The 2,092-nt window shown below is 67.3% G+C and carries 3 protein-coding genes; all 3 read right to left on the bottom strand.

Features of this window, described 5'->3' with window-relative positions; genetic code table 11:
• Nucleotides 1-119: 119 nt before the first annotated feature.
• Nucleotides 120-1,493, bottom strand: a complete 1,374-nt coding sequence (locus Q9Q40_15655) for an RHS repeat-associated core domain-containing protein (protein ID MDQ7008657.1) — start codon at nucleotides 1,491-1,493, stop codon at nucleotides 120-122.
• Nucleotides 1,494-1,525: 32 nt separating this feature from the next.
• Entirely contained in the window at nucleotides 1,526-1,786 is a 261-nt protein-coding gene (locus Q9Q40_15650) for a hypothetical protein (protein MDQ7008656.1), read from the bottom strand.
• Between the two features lie 94 nt (nucleotides 1,787-1,880).
• Nucleotides 1,881-2,092 (bottom strand): hypothetical protein (locus Q9Q40_15645; protein MDQ7008655.1); only part of this gene is annotated, 212 nt, incomplete at its 5' end.

Below are 2,092 nucleotides of genomic sequence, written 5' to 3'. Positions count from 1 at the left end.
CCGGCCGACTCACCCGGCCGCGTGGCGCACTCACCCTGACGATGAACGCGAACAATGCGGCACAATCACAGATTGAAGGCTACCTGGCGGGACTCGAAAAAGCAGCGTAGAAAACTGCGTCAGTTTATGCAACGCTGGGGTCTACTCTCGGCAGCAAATACACTGACATCACCGGAGTCCTGAGCCGCAGAAACCTCAGACTGCTCGGTCAGCCTACGCTCCACCTCCCGAAGCGCATTCGCATTCTCTTGCCCGAACCGCTCCAACGTCTCGGGGCCTTGGGCCGCGGCCTCCGCCATACCCTCCAGCAGCGTCGCGCCCTGGCGCAGGGTGTCGGCCAAGGCTCTGTTCTTCTCCGCATCATCCCCTTCAGACGCCGCGGCCTGGGCGTCGAGCTGCTTGGCTGCTGCCTTCATCTTCTCGGCCAACAACGGCGCATCGCGCTGAACCCGCCACGCCCGAGCTTCCCGACCGCCTTCGACCGATCGTGCCACGAATCTCGCAAAGCTGGCTGAGACACGAACACCATCGACTCGCCAGGAAGACTTCTCCTGGCGCTGCCTGTCCAGGTTCATCTCCTTCGCCTTCTTCTTCGCCAGCCCCGTCGGGTCGATCCACGAGATCGGGCTCGACCCGGTGTAGGCGTAGAGGTTCAGGCCGCCGTCCTCGCCGATGGGGTCCTGCTCGATGAAACGGCCCGTCTGGGGGTCGTACCAGCGGGCGCCCATCAGGTAGAGGGCGCGGCGCTCCTCGGCGATGCCGTCTCCGTCGCGGTCGATGTCCGCGGCGGACAGGGGCTCGAGGCGAGCCCCCGCGTAGCCGTAGGGCACCGCCAGCTCGCCGGGGGACCAGTCGGGGAGGATCACCTTCCGGCCGTAGGGGTCGTAGGCCGCGCCGCCGTCCATCACCGCAGCGCCGTTCTCGTCGCGGGTAGCCGCCACGATCGAGCCCAGCCGGTCCTGGTGCAGGTAGACGACCTTGCCGTTTGTGTCCTTCGCGCGCACCAGGGTGCTGCCGGCCCAGACGTTGACCCACACCCCCCGGCGGCCGGTGCTCTCGTCGGCGATCTCCAGCACCGTGCTGCCGCCGTCGTGCACCAGCCAGGTCTTGCCGTCGCCGCCGGCTTCCTCGCGCCAGCTCAGGCGGCCGGAGGTGTCGTACCCATAGCGCACCACCGTCTCCGGGCCGCCGCCGGTTTCTCGCTGAACCTCCACCAGGCGGCCGAGGGCGTCGTGCACGTAGCGGGTGTGTGTGCCGTCCTCTTCTTCCTTGCGGAAGAGGAAGCCCCGGGCCGCGTCGTGCTCCCGGACCAGGGTCAGCGCCTCCTCCACGCCGTCGCCGTCTCGATCGAAGCTGGCGTCCCATTTGTCGTAGGCGTTGATCGGGTCCACCTCCGGGGTCCAGAAGGCCTCGCTCTCGCTCTCCTTGTGCTCGCGCCAGTTGCCGACTTCGTCGAGGTTCCAGTCGTGGAAGGCGGTGGGGGTGCCGGTCACCGCCGCCCCGTCCCACAGCCCCTGCCGAAAGGTCAGCAGCCGGCCGAGCTGATCGTACCTGAAGGTCTGGCCTCGGAGTCGGCGCCCGCGCGGCCGTGGGGCCAGACCAGGCTCGTCACCCGGTCGTTCGCGTCGTAACCGATCTGCTCCTCGAAGAACACCGCGCCCGCAGCACCGGCGCGCACCACGCCCCGGGTGCGGCGGCCGGCCTGGTCCCAGTCCGTGGCCACCGCGCCGCTGGCGCCCTGCCAGGCGGCCCACTGGGAGCCGTCGGCGTAGTTGCTCTCCACCATGCAGGAACCCCTGACTGGCTATCATCGGCAACCGAGACACGATGGCGCCGTCACTAATCCGGAAACCGCATGCCCGCAAGCCCCGGCTGACCCGTCAGTGTCTCCGGTAAACGTAGCGAGGCCCATCTACCAGCCAGTAGTCATCAACGGTGACTGGACACAGCGCCCTCAGGTTACCGTCGAGCAAATGCCTCTTTGCCCAAGTTTTTCCGCCGTCCACACTGACCGCAACTGAATAGCTCAGGGGAGGCCCTTTCTCGAACAAAACAACCAATCCACTCCCGGTGACCCACAGGGATTTCGCGC

The sequence above is a fragment of the Acidobacteriota bacterium genome, from assembly GCA_030949985.1.
Taxonomy (GTDB): Bacteria; Acidobacteriota; Polarisedimenticolia; order J045; family J045; genus JALTMS01.
This window is presented reverse-complemented; position numbering and strand designations above follow the sequence as displayed.